An 18,612-nucleotide genomic window follows, 5' to 3' on the forward strand; every position below is an offset into this window, starting at 1 on the left:
AGAGAGAGTGATTAAACATGTTTGATTGGGATGTTTTGCTACCGGATTTCTGGAGCATTCTCGACGCGGTGCCGGTTACGCTGGCGATGGCGCTGACCATTTTCGTTTTTTCGACGCTTGTCGGCGGCCTGTTTGCGCTGATCGAACACCGCCGAATTCCCGTGCTGCGCCACCTTGTAACGGGTTACAAGGTGGTTTTCAAAGGCGTGCCGATGGTAGTGGCGATTTTTCTGGCCTATTACGGCTTGCCGCCCGCGCTGCACTTTGTCGCTGGTCTGTTTGGTATCGAAGTGAACGGTCATTCGTTGCCAAACTGGGTGATTATCGTGGTGGCGTTAAGCGCCTGCGTGGCGGCGTTTCAGGCTGAGGTAGTGAAAGGGGCGTTAAACTCATTCGACAGCGGACAATCCGACGCGGCGCACTCTTTGGGTTACAGCAACGGCCAACTGTTTCGCCGCGTGCTGTTTCCGCAGATCATCGTCTCGGCCATTCCAGACCTCGCCAACTCGTTCATGGTCATCATGAAAGCCTTGTCGCTGGCGTTTGCTATTGAAGTAGTTGATATTTTTGCGCAGGCTCAGCTCACCGCCGCGCTGAACTTCTACTATCTCGAAGCCTTTATTCTCGCCGCGCTGTTCTACATGGTGATAGCTTACGTGGTGACTAAAATCGCCGACCTGCTCGAAGCGCGTCTGCGTATTAGAACCTGATATTCGACATGATTTACTGACAAGCAATAGATGAAAAACGGGCAGGGAAGCTCGTTTTTCAGTTAACGACTCCAGACAGCGAATAAGAGACGATTATTTTGCTAGCGTGCCGTTAAGCCGCGGCGGAAAATGCGTTACCAACCAATCGATAAATACCCGCAGACGCTGGGTCATATGACGGTTTTGTGGATACACCACGTGAAACGGATAAACCGGCGGTCGCCAATCGTGAAGAATTTCTATTAACTCCCCCGTTTTTAATCCAGCCGCTGCACAGTAGGTGAAGGTTTGAATAATACCGATACCCGCCACGGCTGCCGCCAGATGTGCATTACTTTCGTTCACGTTAAATCGTTGCTCGGCCTTTATTTCGATTAACTCGCCGTCCTGCATAAATTTAAAAGGCACCGCGCGGCTATTGTGATGCGTAACATAACTCACTAATCGATGGCCATTTTTTAGCTCATCAGGATAAGCCGGCACGCCGTAAAGTTTTAAATAGGCCGGAGAGACGCAGGTAATCATCTCGGCATGACCCAGCGCACGAGCAATCAGGCTGGAATCATCCAGATTACCGCCACGAATAACGCAGTCTACGTGATTGCCGATGAGATCGATTGAATGGTCTGATACGCCAAGCTCCAGCGTAATATCCGGGTACAGGGCGATGAAATCCGGTAGCGCGGGAATAAGAATATCAGTAGCCGTTGAAGACCCAATATCGATGCGTAATTTACCTCTGGGCTTACTGTGCGTGGCGTTAAGTGCCGAATCAATATCTTCGAGATCGTTAATCACCCGCGACGTCTGTTGATAATAATCCTGTCCTTCAGGCGTAACCGTTACGCGGCGCGTGGTGCGCTGAAGTAATCGCGTACCCAGATGATTCTCCAACTCTTTTACCATCTTGCTTAGCGTCGCATTTGGAACATCCAGTGAATCGGCGGCACGCGTAAAACTGCCCATCTCGACCACTCTTGCAAAGGCTTTTATCGCTTGCAGTTGATTCATTAGTTTCGCCTTTAGGATTTCTATTATCTACAGCGGTGAATAATCATTTTCATTTTACATGATTTATCCAAACTCCTTACGAGTCTATTGTTATTTCAAGCCCGGACGAGCTGCTTTAAATAAACAGGCAGCGAGTGGGAAAGGCAAACCGAAATCCTAAACAAGACATCTAAACTATCCATCTAAATGACCGAGTGGAGTAAAGCATGAACAATCAACTGGCAGGTAAAATCGCATTGGTAACCGGCGGCACCACGGGAATTGGCCTGGCGGCGGCGCAGGAGTTGGCGACGCAGGGCGCAAAAGTCTTTATTACCGGACGCCGTCAGGCAGAACTGGATGCAGCGGTAGAAAAAATTGGTCAGGCCGCTACGGGAATTCGCGCCGACGCCTCATTACTCACTGATTTAGATAATGTTTATGCTGAAATTGCCCGCAAGGCCGGACACCTAGATATTCTCTTCGCCAATGCAGGCGGCGGTGACATGCAGCCTTTAGGCGCGATTACCGAAGAGCATTTTGACCGAATTTTTGGCACCAACGTTAGGGGAGTGTTGTTCACTGTGCAAAAAGCGCTGCCGTTGCTGGTGGATGGGGCATCGATTATTTTGACTGCCTCCACCACCTCGATACAAGGCACGGCAAGCTTCAGCGTGTATAGCGCCAGTAAGGCCGCCGTGCGCAACTTTGCCCGCTCGTGGGCGTTGGATCTCAAAGACAGAAAAATCCGCGTCAACGTAGTAAGCCCGGGCCCAATCAAAACGCCGGGTTTGGGTGGATTAGTGGATGAGAGCGAACGCCAGGGTTTATATGATTCCTTTGCCGCGCAGATCCCGGTAGGTCGCGTCGGCGAACCCGAAGAAGTCGCTAAAGTCGTTACATTCCTAGCGTCAGACGCCTCGAGCTTTGTAAACGGCATCGAACTGTTCGTCGACGGCGGCATGGCTCAGGTTTAAGGGATTTTGACGATATACTCACTACAACTTATACAAAACCGTGTTTAATGCAGCCTTAAACGACGTATTTTTTTAAAAAAATAATCGGACCTGTAAAATTTAATAATAATTCTACAGGCCGATTTTATTAACATTTATCCAACCGAGTGACATTACCACGGGGATGCGGTGAGATAGACGGGGATTGAGAAGGTGCCAATCTTATTACTATATGCCGCAGAGCTCTGATAAGAGTAAATCGTTCCTTTAATTTTTAAATATATGCTGTTCTCTTTTATGACGGCAGAAGCATTTTCACCATCAGTGATAAGAAATGGCTGCTGTTTTTCGTTAGAGATAAATTTATTTACCTCCTCCTCATTTTTACTTGCGTCAAGGAGATAATAACGGTAGGAATAACGCGTAGTTGCACCAGCGCTAGCCTGCGTAATGTAAAGAGTGACTAAGTTATTAACCGCCACTCTTTTAATAATCGACTGCTCAAAAGGTGAGAAGAGTGCAAGCTTATAGACGGCAAGAACGATGATAATTAATAAAACCAGCCTAAAAGGGCGTTTGGTAAACATCTTGGCTAAATGCATAATCTGTCCTTGATAAATCCCAATTACCTGGATATTTCCGAATGGCGAGTAATTTAGCTCATCTGATCAAAGGTTGCTGTGACGCAAGCATATGATTGAGTTGTCCAAATTATCGGCTATAGATGTAGCGGAAAATTCTCATTTTAAAACAGCTATTTACTCGTGAGTTGAAGAATATTCAACGTTATCAGCGAACTGCGGGATTGATAAGTAAAATAGATAATACCTATTTATCATATGCACAAAACTTTATTACAGATTGGCTCAAAAAAGGGCGGTATAGACTATAATTAAAAACGTTAGACAAGCGTTACCTTATTTAAAATTAACGTTTTAGGAGGTAGAAATTGTTTATTTCTGATGAAGTAAAAGGTAATAAAATGATGGGCGAAGCGGCCTTAAACCTTCTCTTCAACAGCGAGCAAGTCACGACCGCCAATTTAGTGAAACAATTGAAAATGATGGCGGAAATTGAAGCAGACGAAGACCGATTGCTGTTGATGCACAAAACGCGTCGTTGGTTGGAAGGGTATATCAGCGTCAGCTGCCGCAAACCTGAAAGGGCAGGTTGGCTGGAAAACGCCGAGATAAGGGTAAAATCGCCGTCTCCACATCTTCGGCTGGTCCCAACGCAGGCCATCGATTAACGCTATTTTTCATGAGCTTATCCATTAGTAACTTAGCTTGGATTATTATTTTTCGTTCTCCTTTCTTGACTGCAACCCGACAGTAGGTAGACTGGTCTACCTACTTCGACTTCCTGAGGTTGCTCTTCATGCCCGCCAATACTCTTCCCGACAGCGCACGAAATCGTCTGCTTGATGCTGCACGGGTCCTCTTTTATAACGATGGCATTGCTGCCACCGGCATCGACAGTCTGGTCAAAAAAGCCGGCGTTGCGAAGAAAAGTCTGTATAACAATTTTGAATCGAAAGCCGCGCTGGTCGCCACTTATCTGCAAATCCGTCATGAAGAGTGGTTGGCGTTTTATGCCCAGCGCGAGCAGCAGGCCAAAAATCCCCGCGAGAAAGTGTTGGCAGTTTTTTTAGCCTATGAAGATCACGCAGAGTTTGCCTACGAGCGGGGTTTTCGCGGCTGCGGATTGCTCAACGCCGCCGCAGAACTGCCCGCCGGATCTCCCGGCAGAGCGGCGGTGCGGGGTCATAAAGAGCAGGTCGAAGCCATTTTGTCGCACCATCTTTGCCAGCTGTTTTCAGGTGATGAAGCCCGCGCCGCGCTGACCGCCCGACATTTCGCCTTCTTGCTCGAAGGCAGCATTTCTCGCGCCGGTCTCGAAGGCAACGGCGACTGCGTGCGTCAGGCGATGGCGATGGCCGCGACCATGATGGAGGAGGCATGAGCTTAAATTCGAGTGAACGAACTGTCGGGATTTTTGCCGTGCTTTTTGCCTCGCTGCTGTGGGGAACCACCGGCACGGCGGCCACCTTTGCCCCACAGGTCAGCGCCGTGGCTATTGGCGCGGTGGCGATGGGCGTGGGCGGACTATTGCAGGCCGCGATTGCTGCCAACAGTCTTGTAAAATATGCGCCTACTTTGCTGAAAAATTGGAATTTATTACTGATTGGCGCGCTGGCAGTCGTCGTGTATCCGCTCGCTTTTTATGCCTCGATGCACTTGGCGGGCGTGACCGTCGGCACGGTAATTTCTATTGGATCGGCACCGTTATTATCCGCATTAATCGAGTATCGCCTTGATGGACAACGTCTTTCTCGCCGCTGGATGTTCGGTGCGGCAATCGGCGTGACAGGCATGTTGTTGCTTAGTGTGGCCGAAAAAGGCGGGCAGGGCGAATCTGCCGAATCTTCGCAGATAATGGCAGGCGTCATTTTAGGGTTGGTGGCCGGATTCACTTACGCGCTCTATTCGTGGGCCGCGCGGCGCTTGATGCAGCAGCAAATTCCCTCTCGCGCAGCGATGGGTGCCACATTTGGATTAGGCGGTTTACTGCTCATGCCGGTGTTGGCATTGACGGGCGCGCCGCTGCTCGCCTCGTGGAACAACGCCGCAGTAGGCGCTTACATGGCGCTGGTGCCAATGTTCATTGGCTATCTGTGTTACGGCTTCGGGCTGGCGCGCATTTCCGCCAGCATGGCGACCACCATCACGCTGATTGAACCCGTGGTGGCCGCCATCTTGGCGGTAGTGATAGTTGGCGAGAGATTGCCGCCGCTCGGCTGGCTCGGCATCGGTCTGGTCGTCGCTTGCCTGTTAGTGATTACCTTGCCCGTTCAGTACCGTTATTCGCGTTCCCGGAATGCTTAGCGCAAAGTCGTCGCCAAAGACTTTCGCGGGAGTCTGGAATCCGGGCGCGCGCTGGCCTTCAAGCGCGCGTTTGGCGGCTTCGATCGCTGCCAGCGGGGTATAGGCGTAGCCGTTCACCGTGTCTATAATCGCACGATGGACCTCTCCGTCCGCGCCGGTGATTTCAACCACCGCGCGGGCGGGCGTTGATTGTAGCTCGTCGAGTGACGGCCCGTCAGGCAGCAGCGAAAGGTCACCTTCTGGAAATCCCGCGCCCGCCACATGAACAAACATTTCTATATTTGGAATGCTTGTGGAGTGCCACGCCGTGACCAAATCGCCGAACGAAAGTGGCGCGCATTCGACCGCGCCGAGACCAAAATCGAACATTCCCATGCTGGCGTCCTGTTTGGTGGTCAATTCACCGTTGACCCGGGCAAGCAGGCCAGCACTGAAAATCTCTCCTGCGCTAATCGCCGAGCCGCGTGACATCGACCCCGCCACTTGCAGCGCGATTCGCAATCGCTGCGGATTTTTTACCTGACGTGACAAGGTGACGGCGAGCGAATCGGTCGGCACCACGTCCCAGCCCACGCCCGGCATTAGCATGCTTCCCGCTTGTGTGGCCGATTGCTGCAAAGATTCGGCAAGACGATAAACATTAATTTCTGCCGTAATATCCAGATAATCGATGCCGTTTTCGATGCAGGCTTTGATCAGCGGTTCTGCCGTTTTGGCAAACGGACCCGCGCAGTTCAGCACCACGGCAATATCAACCAGCTGCTCGCGGACAAGCTTGGGATCTTCCAGCGTAAACACCGCAGCGCTGACACCAAGGGTTTCGGCCAGCTCGCCCAGCTTCTGTTTATCCCTGCCTGCAACAACAAAATTCAACCCCGCTTTCTTCGCCTGATGGGCAATCATCTTGCCGGTATAACCGGTCGCGCCATAAATCATTAACGTCTTCATTATCTTTCCTCTTAAGTTTCGGTGAGGAAAGACTAAACGAATAGGTCTGAGAGGAATTCAGCATTCCTGCTCGATTGTTGCCTATTTCTGCTCTATGCTCGCGAAACCGCAATGGCGAGGAGAAAGATGATGAGTCAGCAAGCTTTGCTCGACGAACTATGCCTGTTGGCAGCCCACGCCCGAAACTGGCGAACCGAAACCGGCATTCCGCGCGTCGCGATGGTGCAGGGCTGTATTCCCCAGCACGCGCTTTCAGCAGTCTATGAACCCATGATCAACCTGATCCTGCGTGGCAGTAAAACCATGAGCGTGGGTGACAGAGTTTTCCATTACGATCCCGCGTCCTACTTTGTCATGTCGGTCGATCTTCCGGCCGTGGGCGCGGTATTTCCGTCGGCCGCGCGTGAACCTTATCTGGCGGTCAGCCTGACGTTGCAGCCCGAACGGGTGGCAGAGTTACTGGCCGATGCGCCGCCAAGAGTTCATTCGGACGACGTGCAGGGTGCGTTTTCGGTGGCCTCGGTGACGCCAGAGCTGCTGGATGCCTGGGTGCGCATGCTGCGCCTGATGAATCAGCCTGAAGATATTCCCGTGCTGGCACCCGTGTTTGAACGCGAGATTTTGTATCACGTATTGAAAGGGCCGCACGGCTGGATGTTGCGAGACATCGCCTCTCCCGACACCATGCTCGGGCGCATCGCCAACGCGATCAGCTGGATAAAACAGTATTACATGCAGGAGTTCAGCATTGATGCGCTGGCCGAGCGTCACGCGATGAGCGTTTCGGCGTTTCATCGTCATTTTAAAGCTGTGACCGCGATGAGTCCGTTGCAGTATCAAAAACGGGTGCGGCTGTTGCACGCCCGAACGCTGCTGCTGCGCCGTCAGCTGAATGTCACCTCCGTGGCGCTGGAGGTGGGTTATCAGAGCGTGACGCAGTTTAATCGGGAATATGCGCGGTTCTTTGGCCTTCCTCCTTTAAAAGATATTAGCCGACTGCGTGAAGAAGTAGGCGCAGCAGAATCGCTGATGATCTGATTTAAGGCGGTTGACCTGATTGAAAGCAGTTGACCTGATTAAAGTAGTATTAGGCAGTTTTCAGGCAGGATAGGGCAGGTCGTTGCAAGCCGGGGTCGGTATGCTTTCTTTACACCCAAATGTAAGGAAAGAGACATGACTGTAATCTTGATAACCGGCGCAAATCGCGGCATTGGCGCCAGTACGGCAATCGAATGTGCCAAACGAGGCATGGGCGTAATCATTACCTACCGCAGCCATGCAGAAGAAGCTGAAGCGTTGGTGAAAAGCATTCAATTTGCTGGCGGTAAAGCCGTTGCCCTGCAACTCGACGTAGCGAATATCGCCTCTTTTACGCCGTTCAAAGCCACGCTGGTTCAAGCGCTTGAAACGACGTGGGGCAGCACGCAGCTCGACGGACTGGTAAATAACGCAGGTTTCGGCAACTTCGTGGCTATCGATGCCTTAAAAGAGAGTGAATTTGACGATTTGCTGAACGTGCATCTGAAAGGCCCGCTGTTCTTGACTCAGGCCTTGCTGCCCATGATTGCCGATGGCGGCCAGATTATTAATTTGACCAGCGCCACCACCCGCGTTGCCACTCCGGGCGCTGCGCCGTATGCGGCCTTCAAAGGCGCGATGGAAGTGGTCACGCGCTATATGGCGAAAGAGTTTGGACCGCGCGGCATTCGCGCTAACGCGATTTCACCGGGCGCGGTGCGTACCGACATGACCAGCGGCGCTTTCGATCAATACCCCGAGTTTGAAACTATGCTTGCCGCGCAAACCGCGCTGGAACGTATCGCCGCGCCCGATGATATCGGACAGGCTATCGCAAGCCTGCTGTCGGAAGGCAATCGCTGGGTCAATGCGCAGTCCATTGAAGTCAGCGGCGGCTACATGATCTAGATTAATTTTCGGTGATTTATCAGAGTGTTATTCGCAGTAATGCCTTAATACGCCGAGATGTTCGAGCTGGAGGCGGTAACGGTAGACCGGTCTGCCGGTGACGCCATAGTGAATGCTGGTGAACAGGACGTTCATCTGCGCCAGCCAAATCAGGTATTTACGGCAAGAGACGCGTGAGATATTGACCTCGTTGGCCAGCTCATCGGTGGAAAATTCCATGTCGGGATGAGCATCGATCCACTGGCACAGCGTGCGTAACGTCTGCTGCGTCAGCCCTTTTGGCAGCCGTTTTTGCTCGTTATCGGCGGGCGCACTGCCGTGAATCAGGCGATCGACATCGGCCTGCTGATAAAAAGGCTGATTCTCCATCAGCTGTTTTTTCTGCCGCCAATGGGTCAACGCCTCCTGGAAGCGCGGAAATTGAAAGGGTTTAATCAGATAATCGACCACGCCGTAATGCATCGAGGTTTTGATGGTCGCAGCATCGGCGGCGGAGGAGATAATAATCACGTCGACAGGCCGTGCCGAGGCGCGCAGCTCGGGCAAAAGTTGCAGCCCGTTTTCATGACGCATGTAAATATCCAGCAAAATCAGATCGACCACGGGATAACTGTGGGCCAGCCGATCTTTCGCTTCCTGCAAGGTCGACGCCGTGCCGCAGCAGTGAAAACCCTCTATTTGATCGACATAACACCGATTTAGCTCGGCGACCATGGCGTCGTCATCAACCACTAATACATTGATCATACGCTGTTATTTCCTTTTCCCCACGGAAGCTGGACTAAAAATTGCGTGTAAACGCCCGGTTCTGATTCAACCACAATCTGGCCGCCGAGACTGCGAACCTGCTGGTGGACTAAAAAGAGTCCGACGCCGCGATCGTTGCCTTTCGACGACAGCCCCTTATCGAAAATGTGCGGCAAATAGTCTTCCGGAATGCCGGGGCCATCATCGCCGACCTCGCAGGCCAGCCAGCCATTTTGATAGTGCAGGAGCAGGTGAATTTCGCCGTCTGACTGATCTGCAAGCGCTTCGAGCGCGTTTTCAATCAGATTGCCGAGCACGGTAATCAACACCGCGACCTGCTGTTCGCTGCCGATATCCGGCAAAGAGCTGGCGTCGCTCAGCGTGAGCTGGTGGCCTTTTTCGGCGGCGCGATTAGTTTTACTCAACACGAAACCGGCAATCATTGGCGAGCCAATCTTTTGCTGCAAGGCACCGATTTCATGCTGATAGCTGTTGGCCGATTGCAAAATAAACGCCTCGGCCTGCGGATAATTTTTCAGGTGCAGCAGGCCAAGAATGACGTGCAGCTTGTTCATGAATTCGTGCGAACGTTCACTCAAAATATCGACGTAGTTTACCATGCCGTCGAGCCGCTGCATGAGCTGGCTGATTTCGGTTTTATCACGAAAAGTACAGACCGCGCCGATAATCCGCTGGCCGCTGCGCACGGGCACAGTATTGCTGATAAGCGTTCTGCCTCGCGTGCTGACCTTCTCATCGAGCCAGGCCGTGCCGTTGTGCAACGCGTCGCGCAGGTGGCTGAGAATTAACGAGTTCTCGGGAATACTCTCGCCAGTTAGCGGCGCTTCGGTCGTGGTTTCACTCAGCAACGTGCGGGCCGCCTGATTAATCAGGGTCACGCGCGCGTGTTCGTCGACGGCAATGACGCCCTCTTTGGTCGATTCAAGAATTGCCTGCCGCTGCTCGAATAAGCTTGAAATTTCATAAGGTTCGAGGCCAAAAAGAATGCGTTTCAGCCGTGTCACCAGAATTAAAATGCCTAATGAACCGACCAGCGCGCCGACCAGCACGGTCCAGAAAATATTCCAGCGATTGCGGGTGATTTGCGCATTGACCTCGCTTATTGAAATACCGATCGCCACCACGCCAACCTGTTGATGTTCGGCATTATAAACGGGGGTGAAAACGCGTAACGCCTCATCGAGTACGCCATGATTGACGGAGAGATTTTCCAGCCCGCGCAGGGAAGGGAGGAAATCGTCGCCAATAAAATGGTGATTGATAAACTGCGGATTAGGATGCGAGTAACGAATGCCCTGCATATTAATGATAACCGCGAACAGTAAATCGTTGCGTTTAACCACCGTGTTGGCAATCGGCTGAATAATATTGTCGGTCGGCGAGAGGGTCAGCGCGTGCTGAATTTCAGGGGAATCGGCCAGCGTGCGCGCCACGGCCAGCGCTTTATCATTCAAATGCGCCCTGATGAAATTATCTATCTGTATATAGTAGAGAAAATTGACGCTCAACAGCACGGTCGCGATTACGGCGGCGAACATCAGGCTCACCAGCGTAGAGAGTTTTAGCGGGCGTCGACGCGCCGGATCTTGCTTTTGGGCCTGAATCATAAGGTGTCTATTGCGAAGCGAAACGACGTGAAGGAGAAGATCAATGACATAGAGTACCGCCGTAGAGAGGGTCTTGTGTTGTTGAGTGTAGGTTTAGTAATTAAAAAAATTAAAATTTGCGATTATTAATTAAATAACTAAAAACACATTAACTTGGCTGTAACAATATTTTAAATTCCCCGCACTTTTTTCCGACCCACAATAACAAAGTGTAGACCTGGAATGAACAAATCCACAAAACTACTGACTTCGCTCTCTCTTTCTGCATTACTTGTTTCTACCGCGCTCCACGCTGAAACTTCACCAGAGAAAACCGACGTACTGTTGATCGGCGGTGGCGTAATGAGTGCTTCCCTCGGCACCTGGCTTGAAACGCTGCAACCTGACTGGAAACAGATCATGGTCGAAAAGCTTGACGGCGTGGCGCTCGAGTCTTCCAACGGCTGGAACAATGCCGGGACCGGACACTCGGCCAACATGGAGCTGAACTATACGCCTGAGCGTAAAGACGGTTCAATCGACGTCAGCAAGGCGCTGGAAATCAACGAAGCGTTCATGATTTCGCGTCAGTTCTGGACCTCGAATGTTAAAAGCGGCGTGCTGCACGACCCACATTCTTTCATCAACTCTACGCCGCACATGAGCTTTGTCTGGGGCGACAAAAATGTCGAATACCTCAACAAGCGTTATGACGCGTTGCAGAAAACCGTGCTGTTCCAGGGCATGAAATTCTCAACCGATCACCAGCAGATCCAGCAATGGGCGCCGTTGATTATGGAAGGGCGTGACCCGCAGCAGAAAGTCGCCGCGACGTGGACGCCGGTCGGCACCGATGTTAACTACGGCGAAATTACCCGTCAGCTGATTGGCAGTCTGAAGAAAAACAGTAACTTCAAGCTTGAAACCTCGTCAGAAGTCACCGACTTCAAGCGCAACGGCGACAATTCATGGCACGTGACGATCAAAGACGCGAAAAGCGGCGATGAGCGCAGCGTTGACGCGAAATATGTCTTCATTGGTGCGGGTGGCGGCGCGTTGAAATTGCTGCAAAAAACCGGTATTCCAGAGGCGGATAACTACGCTGGCTTCCCGGTTGGCGGCTCGTTCCTAGTGACTGAAAACCCGGCAATTGCCGCGCGTCATCAGGAAAAAGTTTACGGTCAGGCTTCTGTTGGTGCTCCGCCGATGTCAGTTCCGCACCTCGATGCGCGCTATCTCGACGGAAAACGCGTGGTGCTGTTCGGGCCGTTCGCGACTTTCTCCACCAAGTTCCTGAAAAACGGTTCACTGTTTGACCTGCTGGGCACCACGACCACGCACAACTTTATGCCAATGACTCACGTGGGTCTGGATAACTTTGACTTGGTTAAGTATCTGATTGGTCAGGTTATGTTGAGCGATGACGACCGCTTTGAAGCACTGAAAGAGTACTATCCAGACGCTAAAAAAGAAGACTGGAAGCTGATTCAGGCCGGTCAGCGCGTGCAGATCATCAAGAAAGATGAAGATAAAGGCGGCGTTCTTAAGCTGGGTACTGAAATCATCACTGACCAGCAGAAAACCGTAGCTGCGTTGCTGGGTGCTTCACCGGGCGCGTCTACTGCGGCACCGATTGCTATCAGCGTGATGGAAAAACTGTTCCCAACCGAGTTCAAGTCACCGGAATGGCAGAGCAAAATCCGTCAGATCGTGCCAAGCTTCGGTCAGAAATTGAATGACGACGCTGCGCTGACTCAGCGTGTTTGGAATGATACAGCGGCGACGCTGCAACTGACCAAACCACCAGTTATCAACATGCCGCAAACTAGCGCTACAGCCGCGGTTCAAGGCGCTGTTGAAGCCGCTGTTCCGGGCAAACCTGAACCTGCGAAAGCGGATATGGCGCTGTAAATTGCTGATTATCAAATCAGTAAGCTAAGCCGTTCTCAGTACGTTAAACAGTTAAAAAGTAAGTCATAAAAAATCAAACGCCTGATGCCTCGCATTGGGCGTTTTTTTGCGTCCATAAAAAAGGCCGGTCATCGCTGACCGGCCTTGAAACTCCGTTAACTATGCTAAACGTTAGCCGTTGATCTCGGGGTGCTGATCAATCAGGTTAGAACGTTTCTTTTGCAGCTCGGCAATCTGCTCGTCGATAGCTTCAATCTTCTGCTCTACGCTATCGTAATGTTCTTGCAGGATTTCTTTCGCTTCCGCACGGTCAGAAGCGGCTGGCGTCGCGCCTTTCAGCGGTCGGTTGGCCGTCTCTTTCATGAAGATTGCGGTGACGAAACCAATCACTGCCACCACCATCAGATAGTAAGCTGGCATAAACAGGTTATTGGTAGATTCAACCAGCCACGCCGCGAACGTTGGCGTCAGGCCTGCAATCAACACTGAAATGTTAAAGGCAATCGCTAGCGCGCTGTAACGAATGTTGGTCGGGAACATCGCGGGCAGGGTAGAAGCCATCACGCCGATAAAGCAGTTAAGCAACACGGCTAGAATCAGCAAGCCCAGGAAAATCAGGCCGATAACGTTACTCTGAATCAGAATAAAGCACGGGATCGCCAGAATAAACAGCCCCACGCTGCCGATTAAAACAAACGGCTTACGGCCAAATCGGTCGCTGAGCATGCCCATCATTGGCTGAACGAACAGCATACCGACCATGATAGCGATGATAATCAGCAGACCGTGGTCCTCTGAATAGTGCAGGCTATGCGAGAGGTAGCTCGGCATGTAGGTCAGCAGCATGTAATAGGTGACGTTGGTGGCAATCACCATCCCGACGCAGATAATCAGGGGTTTCCACTGTTTGGTCAGGATCTCGCGGAACGAGACTTTTGGCGGCTCGGCAATCTCTTTACGCGAATCGCTGTCGATTTTGTCGACGTGCTGCTGGAAAGTTGGCGTCTCTTCCAGCGCGTGGCGCAGGTAAATACCAATCAGGCCCAGCGGCGCGGCAATAAAGAACGGAATACGCCAGCCCCACGCAATGAGGTTTTCTTCGCCGATGATGCTGGAAATAAGAATAACCACGCCCGCGCCGAGGATGAAACCGGCGATGGAGCCGAAGTCTAGCCAGCTGCCGAGGAAGCCGCGTTTTCTATCCGGCGAGTATTCCGCCACGAAGATAGCCGCGCCCGTGTATTCGCCGCCAACGGAGAAGCCCTGCGCCAGTTTTGCCAGCAACAGTAATATCGGCGCCCAGATGCCAATCGAATCGTAGGAGGGAATAAGTCCGATACAGAAGGTACTGACGGACATGATAATAATGGTCACCGACAGCACTTTCTGACGACCAAACTTGTCGCCGAGCGCGCCGAAGAACAGACCGCCCAGAGGTCGTACGAGGAACGGCACGGAGAAGGTTGCCAGCGCGGCAATCATCTGAATACCCGGATCCGCGCCCGGGAAGAACACTTGCCCCAGCGCAAATGCGACGAAACCGTAGACACCGAAATCAAACCACTCCATTGCATTACCGAGCGCAGCGGCGGTGATCGCCTTTTTGAGCTTGGTATCATCAATGATAGTAATATCATTGATGTGCATCGGCTTGATGCGTTTTTTTCTTAATTTAATCATATACTTCCCTTGTCTTTAATAACTCTGCAATCATTGCTTGAGAAATTACACTCTCAATAAATCGTTCGTTAACAAAATTATTATATGTCGCTTTATGAATAAGGCAAAAATTTCGCCCTATTGGCAATAAATAAAATTTTTGCCGGGGAAATATTTTAAAAGGGCGGATTTGATCACAAAATTTAATTAGGTCGCTTAGTAATCGTTATTTCACTTAAGTATTTTACGCAGGGGGAAATAGCAGGATAATGCCACGAGGGGATGTGATTAAAAATCAAACGAGATGATTAAATAACAGGCTAATGAATTAAGTGTGAGTCTTTAGGATTTAGCTAGAGAAAAAACCTGAGGATTTTCTCCTCAGGACTCAACTATTATCTTCTGTCGAGCTTTTCAATATTGTAGGTATTAAACTTGGAACTCAATTTGACGATTAAAATATTGTCGTTGATTTCTATCGCGTTCCGGCTTGGCCAGACAGGCATTTTATTGGCGTCATCAAGCACCGCATTCTTTTGTTCGACCGTGCCATTTCACGGCAATATACAGCAGGCGGGAGATAACCAGCACGATAGGTAGCGTCACGGTCGATTGATATATCGACCGTGAAAATAATTATTATTGATAAACTCTTCGTCAATAGAAAGGGTGAAGTGTGTGAGTTCAAAACCGTAAATAACGAGATAAGCCAATACGGAATAAAAAAACAGCATTCTGAACTCTTTATCAATCTCCATCGTTTACTTACCCTTGTTATTAATATAATCACTACGCTTAACGTTTATTATTGGCATTCCTTCATGTTAAGGCATAATAACCTGCTGCAAAATAGCTTCTGAAAAATCCAGAATAATGCGATTTTACCTGCATCTGCTTGGCGGTATTAAAATGTCCAGAGATTAGAGCGAGGCGAAAATAACGGCCTGCAAAATACCTCTGGCGGCAATCCCGACCAGTGCGCCAAGCATGGCGAAACGCGCTACTCTCGCGACTCTAAACCCTGCGCCTAACATTATTCCGATACCCGGTAAATCAAAGGTCTGGATAAGCCATCCCGCCGAGGCATTCAGCGTATGCGCATTCAAGGTGCCATTCTTTAGCAGCTCTGAGGCGACGCCCAAATAGGCGGTGCCGCCTGCAAGACATTTGACCAGCGCGGGCATGATAAGCACGGTAGGAATATTGAGGCTGTGCATTAAGGGTGACAATGCGTGCTCAAGTAATGCAATACCGCCAACCGCTTTTAAAATGCCGACTACCGTAAGCGAAAGAATAAGCATCGGCACGGCGCCCAGCGCAAGCCGGATAGATTCTGCCCCCGCGCTGTTGATGATATAAAGCAGGCCATTATTCTGTGGTGAATGAACCTCGGCATCCTCCGCCGAAATAACCTCTTTAACCGGCAGTTTTCGACCAAAGACATACCACGTCATCGCGCCCGCAATCAGGCCGCCAATAACGGAAATAACCACCGACGAAAGCCAGTGCAGGCCAAGCGGCGCAAGTGGATAAAGCACGTTGGCCTGTCCCATCGCAAACAGCATGGCGAGGGTTGCCGCTAGATGCCTGTCGGAAACGCCTTTCTTTTCCATCATCGCAAGGGTGGCAACGGGCGCAGCAAAACTGACGAAGTTCAGCTGTATTAAGGCAAAGAGACTCAGGCCGGTTAAACCAAAAGGTTTTAATAACGGTGCGGTAATATTAATAATTCTGGCGAGAATGCCGACCGACTCAAGGTATTTCATGATAACCATCATGACCACCATGACGGGAATCAGCGTATATAGCGCAATATCAACGGCCGAACGTCCGGAGGCCATAATGATTTCGATGATGTTCAAGGTAAAAGCCTAAACTTATGCAGATACAGCGTTAATTATTCGGCAAAAGGGGTTAGCGCAAAAAATGACGTTAACGGCTTCTTCCATAAAGAAAAACTACAGCAGAATAAGTCGGTTGTTAGGATTAGGCAATATTACATTGACTTCAATTTAATTTGGATCAATATTACCAGCCCTGTAATAGGGTGTGATGAGTTGGGATAAATGATGATATGAAAGACGAAAATAAAAAGGTGTGCAGTACTCCGGCAGAAAGCGAGGCACCTGTCATCATTGAGCAGTTTCTGTGCTTTGCACTTTATTCTGCATCCCTGGCGATGACCAAGCTTTACCAGTCGCGACTCAAGCCACTCGGCCTGACCTATCCCCAATACATCGTGCTGCTGGCGCTTTGGGAAAAAGATGACGTCACCGTTTCTGAAATAGGTGAACGTGTGCAGCTCGATTCAGGCACCTTGAGTCAGCTGTTGAAAAGGCTTGAACAAGCTGGAATTATCAGCAGAAGGCGGGATGTGGGCAATGACGAGAGGCGAGTGCTGATCTCACTGACCGAGCAGGGCCTTAAGCTTAAAACTGAGGCCGCTGGCGTGCCGGCAGATATGGTTTCTGTAATGGGCACGCCGTGCGACGAGCTGACCGAACTCACCGTTAAAGTGAAGCAGCTGCGGGATAAATTAATCAACGCGATACCGTAATTCGCCGCAGGTTTATAAAAGTTTTCAAACATAGGGAGAGGCTTTATGACAATTAAAAACGCAGGTTACGGCGATGATATTCTCGCTACTATTGGCAACGCGGCCTCGCTTCTCATTATGGAAAGAAAGCCCCTTGGCATAAACGACATCTCAAGCCTGCTGAAACAACATGCCGATGAGGCCTCTGGTTCAGGAAAGGAGAGTTTCGTTAAGGCGTTAGAGCTGATCGCTGCCAAAAAGAGATAGGAACCGGATAAACAGTTTCTTAAACTTTTAGTGCAATTTATGACCGCCGGGCGACACGAGATCCTCAGAGGATAAAGCACCCTGAAGCAGAGAATAGTCGTCATTTTTGGCTGATTGATAGGCGTCTGCCATGCTGTCGATGATGAGGGCGATGGCGCTTTCACACGCTTGCCTTCTGTCTTGTCGCTCTTCCGTTTCAATCATTACTCGCAGTTTTGCGATCAGATTAGGGAGAGAGAGCGTTTCGTCGCCGTCGAGCAGTTCCAGAATGGCCTTGCCCATTACAATATCACTCAATTTTTCGTCGTTGTTTCTTTTCATATCACCATCTTTTGATTCATCTACCTACCCAAAAGCTTATACCAGAAAATCAGGCTTGCCTGCATCATTTTGATGCTAAAAATCCCCTTCTTAGGCCTTTTCAGACCTATGCTGCCCGTGCAAGGTATGTTAATTGTACTGCTTATTACCAAAAGTTCAGTTTCGCTCATCTTATATCAAAAATTTCAGAGCGGAATAATGCTGATGAGGTTTCCCCACGCTGCTTGATTAACAGGAGTAAAAGATGCTTAAGGGCCTTTGCGCTTTTCCACTAACGCCACTGAAAGACGGTGAAATCGATGAAAAAGCGTTTACTTTACTGATTGAAAATTTGCTCGAAGCCAATGTTGATTCTATTGGCGCGCTGGGCTCAACCGGCAGCTATGCCTACCTCACTCGTGAACAGCGCAAGCACGCGACAGAGTGGGCGGTTAAGGCCGCGGGCAAACTTCCGGTGATTACCAGTATTGGCAGCGTCCGATTTGAAGAAGTATTACAGCTCGCCGACGATGCGCAGAAAGCCGGCGTCAGCGGCGTGCTTATGGCACCTGTTTCTTATCAAAAACTGCGTAGCGAAGAGGTGTTTGAGCTTTATCGTCTTGTTACGCGAGAACTTTCTGTTCCACTTTGTCTCTACGACAATTTTTCGACCACCGGATTTGAGTTCACCGACGAGCTGCTGATTGAACTGGCGCAGCTGCCCAATATGGGGTCAATCAAACTCGGTTCCTTACCTGCCACGCGTGATGAAGCCGAACGCCGATTGACCCGGCTTCGCTCGGCCATACCTTCTACGGTAACGCTGGGAATCAGCGGCGACGCGCAGTCTCCGCGAGGATTACTGGCCGGATGCGACGTGTGGTACTCCGTACTGGGCGGACTTTTTCCACGTTATACGCGGCGGCTTGCCCGCGCAGCGATGGCGGGTGATGAAGCACTCGTTAATCGGCTTAGTCAAAAACTCGATCCGTTATGGGCACTCTTCGCCCGTCACGGCAGCCTGCGCGTAGTCGCCGCGATGGCAGAGATGCAGGGAAAAGTTCAGGCTCCGTGCTTGCCTAAGCCTTTGAATGCATTGCAGGGAACTGAACGCGCGCTGTTGCAGCAGGCTTTGCAAACGTTGGATGAATTGTCGTGAGGTAGACATCA

19 protein-coding genes are annotated in these 18,612 nt (G+C 50.7%); 11 read left to right on the top strand and 8 right to left on the bottom strand.

The annotated features are described in order from the left end of the window. Positions 1-17 precede the first annotated feature (17 nt). Positions 18-710 (top strand): amino acid ABC transporter permease, encoded by a 693-nt coding sequence (locus SC206_RS16135; protein ID WP_332738648.1) that lies wholly within the window; start codon positions 18-20, stop codon positions 708-710. Between the two features lie 93 nt (positions 711-803). Here the strand turns inward: SC206_RS16135 and SC206_RS16140 are convergent, their stop codons facing one another. Next, positions 804-1,721 carry a LysR family transcriptional regulator gene (locus SC206_RS16140; RefSeq protein WP_332738649.1) on the bottom strand — a complete coding sequence of 306 codons (918 nt, stop codon included), beginning with the start codon at positions 1,719-1,721 and terminating at the stop codon, positions 804-806. Positions 1,722-1,927: 206 nt separating this feature from the next. Between SC206_RS16140 and SC206_RS16145 the strand changes: the two genes are divergently transcribed. Beyond that, complete coding sequence (locus tag SC206_RS16145) at positions 1,928-2,677, top strand: SDR family NAD(P)-dependent oxidoreductase (protein WP_332738650.1); 750 nt, start codon at positions 1,928-1,930, stop codon at positions 2,675-2,677. A 152-nt stretch (positions 2,678-2,829) separates the two neighbouring features. On the opposite strand, the gene SC206_RS16150 is transcribed toward SC206_RS16145, so the two are convergent. Next, positions 2,830-3,258 carry a hypothetical protein gene (locus SC206_RS16150; RefSeq protein WP_332738651.1) on the bottom strand — a complete coding sequence of 143 codons (429 nt, stop codon included), beginning with the start codon at positions 3,256-3,258 and terminating at the stop codon, positions 2,830-2,832. 347 nt (positions 3,259-3,605) lie between these two features. Here SC206_RS16150 and SC206_RS16155 point away from each other — a divergent pair, with 347 nt between their 5' ends. The 3 genes from SC206_RS16155 (at position 3,606) to SC206_RS16165 (ending at position 5,541) form a co-directional block, all read left to right on the top strand. Then, a complete protein-coding gene (locus SC206_RS16155) occupies positions 3,606-3,905 on the top strand; it encodes a hypothetical protein (RefSeq protein WP_332738653.1) in 300 nt (99 codons plus the stop codon). Between the two features lie 128 nt (positions 3,906-4,033). Then, on the top strand, positions 4,034-4,618 hold the full coding sequence (locus SC206_RS16160) for a TetR/AcrR family transcriptional regulator (RefSeq protein ID WP_332738655.1): 585 nt from the start codon (positions 4,034-4,036) through the stop codon (positions 4,616-4,618). Then, the gene (locus tag SC206_RS16165; RefSeq protein WP_332738657.1) at positions 4,615-5,541 is read left to right on the top strand and encodes a DMT family transporter; all 927 of its coding nucleotides are present in this window, start codon (positions 4,615-4,617) and stop codon (positions 5,539-5,541) included. Before SC206_RS16160 ends, SC206_RS16165 begins: the two co-directional genes overlap by 4 nt. On the opposite strand, the gene SC206_RS16170 is transcribed toward SC206_RS16165, so the two are convergent. Next, positions 5,488-6,489: a saccharopine dehydrogenase family protein gene (locus SC206_RS16170; protein ID WP_332738659.1), complete on the bottom strand. Its 1,002-nt coding sequence runs from the start codon at positions 6,487-6,489 to the stop codon at positions 5,488-5,490. The two genes, SC206_RS16165 and SC206_RS16170, sit on opposite strands and share 54 nt — an antisense overlap. 129 nt (positions 6,490-6,618) lie before the next feature. On the opposite strand from SC206_RS16170, the gene SC206_RS16175 reads away from it, so the two are divergent. Both SC206_RS16175 and SC206_RS16180 read left to right on the top strand, forming a co-directional pair. Then, positions 6,619-7,527 (top strand): AraC family transcriptional regulator, encoded by a 909-nt coding sequence (locus SC206_RS16175; protein ID WP_332738775.1) that lies wholly within the window; start codon positions 6,619-6,621, stop codon positions 7,525-7,527. Positions 7,528-7,662: 135 nt separating this feature from the next. Next, a complete protein-coding gene (locus SC206_RS16180; protein ID WP_332738661.1) occupies positions 7,663-8,415 on the top strand; it encodes an SDR family NAD(P)-dependent oxidoreductase in 753 nt (250 codons plus the stop codon). A gap of 27 nt (positions 8,416-8,442) precedes the next feature. On the opposite strand, the gene dcuR is transcribed toward SC206_RS16180, so the two are convergent. After that, a complete protein-coding gene (gene dcuR / locus SC206_RS16185; protein WP_332738663.1) occupies positions 8,443-9,162 on the bottom strand; it encodes a two-component system response regulator DcuR in 720 nt (239 codons plus the stop codon). Further along, complete coding sequence (locus SC206_RS16190) at positions 9,159-10,790, bottom strand: sensor histidine kinase (RefSeq protein WP_332738665.1); 1,632 nt, start codon at positions 10,788-10,790, stop codon at positions 9,159-9,161. The genes dcuR and SC206_RS16190 overlap by 4 nt, the downstream gene beginning before the upstream one ends. Positions 10,791-11,012: 222 nt before the next feature. Here SC206_RS16190 and mqo point away from each other — a divergent pair, with 222 nt between their 5' ends. Next, a complete protein-coding gene (gene mqo / locus SC206_RS16195) occupies positions 11,013-12,680 on the top strand; it encodes a malate dehydrogenase (quinone) (RefSeq protein ID WP_332738667.1) in 1,668 nt (555 codons plus the stop codon). A gap of 171 nt (positions 12,681-12,851) precedes the next feature. Here the strand turns inward: mqo and proP are convergent, their stop codons facing one another. Continuing rightward, positions 12,852-14,357 carry a glycine betaine/L-proline transporter ProP gene (gene proP / locus SC206_RS16200; RefSeq protein ID WP_332738777.1) on the bottom strand — a complete coding sequence of 502 codons (1,506 nt, stop codon included), beginning with the start codon at positions 14,355-14,357 and terminating at the stop codon, positions 12,852-12,854. Positions 14,358-15,259: 902 nt separating this feature from the next. Continuing rightward, on the bottom strand, positions 15,260-16,201 hold the full coding sequence (locus SC206_RS16205) for a nucleoside recognition domain-containing protein (protein WP_332738669.1): 942 nt from the start codon (positions 16,199-16,201) through the stop codon (positions 15,260-15,262). Between the two features lie 212 nt (positions 16,202-16,413). Between SC206_RS16205 and SC206_RS16210 the strand changes: the two genes are divergently transcribed. Together SC206_RS16210 and SC206_RS16215 are read left to right on the top strand one after the other, a co-directional pair. Next, entirely contained in the window at positions 16,414-16,896 is a 483-nt protein-coding gene (locus SC206_RS16210) for a MarR family winged helix-turn-helix transcriptional regulator (RefSeq protein ID WP_332738671.1), read from the top strand. Between the two features lie 45 nt (positions 16,897-16,941). Continuing rightward, positions 16,942-17,142: a hypothetical protein gene (locus SC206_RS16215; RefSeq protein ID WP_332738673.1), complete on the top strand. Its 201-nt coding sequence runs from the start codon at positions 16,942-16,944 to the stop codon at positions 17,140-17,142. 27 nt (positions 17,143-17,169) lie between these two features. Here SC206_RS16215 and SC206_RS16220 read toward each other — a convergent pair whose 3' ends face one another. Further along, positions 17,170-17,463 carry a hypothetical protein gene (locus tag SC206_RS16220; protein WP_332738675.1) on the bottom strand — a complete coding sequence of 98 codons (294 nt, stop codon included), beginning with the start codon at positions 17,461-17,463 and terminating at the stop codon, positions 17,170-17,172. 244 nt (positions 17,464-17,707) lie between these two features. Between SC206_RS16220 and SC206_RS16225 the strand changes: the two genes are divergently transcribed. Next, the gene (locus tag SC206_RS16225) at positions 17,708-18,601 is read left to right on the top strand and encodes a dihydrodipicolinate synthase family protein (RefSeq protein ID WP_332738677.1); all 894 of its coding nucleotides are present in this window, start codon (positions 17,708-17,710) and stop codon (positions 18,599-18,601) included. Positions 18,602-18,612: the final 11 nt, after the last annotated feature.

The sequence above is a fragment of the Rouxiella sp. T17 genome (assembly GCF_036663475.1).
In the GTDB taxonomy this organism is placed as follows: Bacteria; Pseudomonadota; Gammaproteobacteria; order Enterobacterales; family Enterobacteriaceae; genus Rouxiella.